Here is a 2,315-nt window from a genome sequence, read left to right on the forward strand (position 1 = left end):
TCCAGGTTCGACAGCGGTTCGTCCATCAGGAACACCGTGGGCTTGCGCACGATGGCGCGCCCCAGGGCCACGCGCTGGCGCTGCCCGCCCGAAAGTTCCGCAGGCCGGCGGTCCATGAAATCCTCAAGCTCGACCATCGCGATGGCCTTCATGACCATGTCGTGATGCTGGTCCTTGGGCACCTTGCGCACCCGCAGCGGAAAGCGGATGTTCTCGTAGACCGAAAGGTTCGGGTAAAGCCCGTAGGACTGGAACACCATCGAGATGTCGCGGTCCTTCGGTTCAAGGTCGTTGACCACCTTGTCGCCCAGAAGGATCTGCCCGTCGGTCACATCCTCAAGCCCCGCGATCATCCGCATGGTGGTGGATTTGCCGCAGCCCGAGGGGCCCAGCAGAACAAGGAATTCCTGGTCCGCGATGTCGAGATCGAAGTTCTCGACCCCCACGAACGAGCCCCAGCGCTTGTTCACGTTCTTGAGTTGAAGTCTGGCCATTGGAAAAACCCCCTTATCCCTTGACGGCGCCGGCGGTCAGGCCGCTCACGATTTGACGTTGGAAGAAACGATCGGAAACCGGATGTGCCGCCAGAGCCGCTCCGGCATCGGCGCGGCAATCATTCATTGTGCTGCACCGACGCCATGCGGCCCAGAACATCCAGCCCCTGCATGTTCAGGAAATGCAGGATATCGATGAAGATCCAGTTCTCGGCCAGCTTGCCGTCCTGTTCGCGGTACATGTCGACCACGCGCATGTCGGCCGGGCCGGGGCCGGCGGGCATGCCCATATAGCCGCCCGAGTTGCGAATCGTCAGATTCGCCCAGCCGAAGAAGCCGCCGAAATGCCCCTCGGCCAGACGGCAGAGGTGGCCGTTGAACCGGTAGCCTTCGTTCAGGGCGTCATCGAAGGGGTTAACGTGCTGGCGGATGTAGCCCGGGATCGTATAGGCCGCCCCGATCCCCGCCGGACCCCACCAGATCATGTCGTCGTGCCAAACCCGCGCAAGGCGCATCGCCTCGTCCGGATCGTGAAACTTCTCGCCGGGGTTGTTCAGCATGGCGTTGATGGCATCCAGCGTGGCCTTGCCCGTGGCGGGGTCCTGCTTGTCCCACATCAGCCCCTCGTGGGTCATCGGCCCGGGCTGGACCAGATGCGCGCCGGTCTGCGGCGGAAAGGGGTTCTGCCCGGCCTGGATCATCACATGGGGAATATCGCAGAACATCGCCGTCTCGGTGATCTTGCCGTTCTCGACCTTGTTGAACTCGGCATAGCGCAGCATGGTGATGCGCCCCGTGGGACGGATGCCCAGCCAGGGCTTGTCGAACAGCCCCATCAGATGCCCCATGGAGACCACCCAGACGGAAGAGAAACCGTCCATTTCGTTCAACCCGGCCAGGAAGATGTCGGGCCGGCGTTGAAGCCGGGTGAAGGCGGTCTTCAGCGGGTTCCAGTACACATCGGCAACGGCCTCGGGACCGGTCTGTTCGTGGAAGGGGTGCATGCCCCGCCAGTGCCAGTCGGGCGCGGTGAAGCGCGCAAGGGTGGCCGCAGTCTCGGCCGGGTCAGCCGCGCAGATGGCTGCGTGAAAATCGCGCACAAGCGCCTTCTCGGACTGGAAATCAGACATTGTGCTGCACCGATGCCATGCGGCCCAATACATCCAGCCCCTGCATGTTCAGGAAATGCAGGATATCGATGAAGATCCAGTTCTCGGCCAGCTTGCCGTCCTCTTCGCGGTACATGTCGACCACGCGCATGTCGGCCGGGCCGGGGCCGGCGGGCATGCCCATATAGCCGCCCGAGTTGCGAATCGTCAGGTTCGCCCAGCCGAAGAAGCCGCCGAAATGCCCCTCGGCCAGACGGCAGAGGTGGCCGTTGAACCGGTAGCCTTCGTTCAGGGCGTCGCGGAAGGGTGCTGCATGCTGTTCGATGTAGCGGTCGATGGTATAGGTCGCGCCGATTCCGGCGGGGCCCCACCAGATCATGTCGTCGTGCCAGGTGCGCTCCAGCTCACCGGCATAGCCGGGGCGTTCGCTCTTCTTGCGTTCCCGCTTGCCCATGTCGCCCAGCATGGCGTTGATGGCCGCCAGCGTGGCCTTGCCCGTGGCGGGGTCCTGCTTGTCCCACATCAGCCCTTCGTGGGTCATCGGCCCGGGCTGGACCAGATGCGCGCCGGTCTGCGGCGGAAAGGGGTTCTGACCGGCCTGGATCATCACATGGGGGATATCGCAGAACATCGCCGTCTCGGTGATCTTGCCGTTCTCGACCTTGTTGAACTCGGCATAGCGCAGCATGGTGATGCGCCCCGTGGGACGGAT

The 2,315-nt window shown here is 63.5% G+C and carries 3 protein-coding genes; all 3 read right to left on the minus strand.

Annotated features, from left to right (window positions below):
- A partial coding sequence (locus tag H7828_RS22660) for an ABC transporter ATP-binding protein (protein ID WP_226783324.1) occupies positions 1–494 on the minus strand: 494 nt, incomplete at its 3' end.
- Positions 495–613: 119 nt separating this feature from the next.
- Positions 614–1,624, minus strand: a complete 1,011-nt coding sequence (locus H7828_RS22665; protein WP_226783325.1) for a nuclear transport factor 2 family protein — start codon at positions 1,622–1,624, stop codon at positions 614–616.
- The coding region (locus H7828_RS22670) for an ester cyclase (RefSeq protein WP_226783326.1) at positions 1,617–2,315 on the minus strand (699 nt) is incomplete at its 5' end. The genes H7828_RS22670 and H7828_RS22665, both read right to left, overlap by 8 nt.

Source organism: Oceaniglobus trochenteri, from assembly GCF_020529025.1.
Taxonomy (GTDB): domain Bacteria; phylum Pseudomonadota; class Alphaproteobacteria; order Rhodobacterales; family Rhodobacteraceae; genus Oceaniglobus; species Oceaniglobus trochenteri.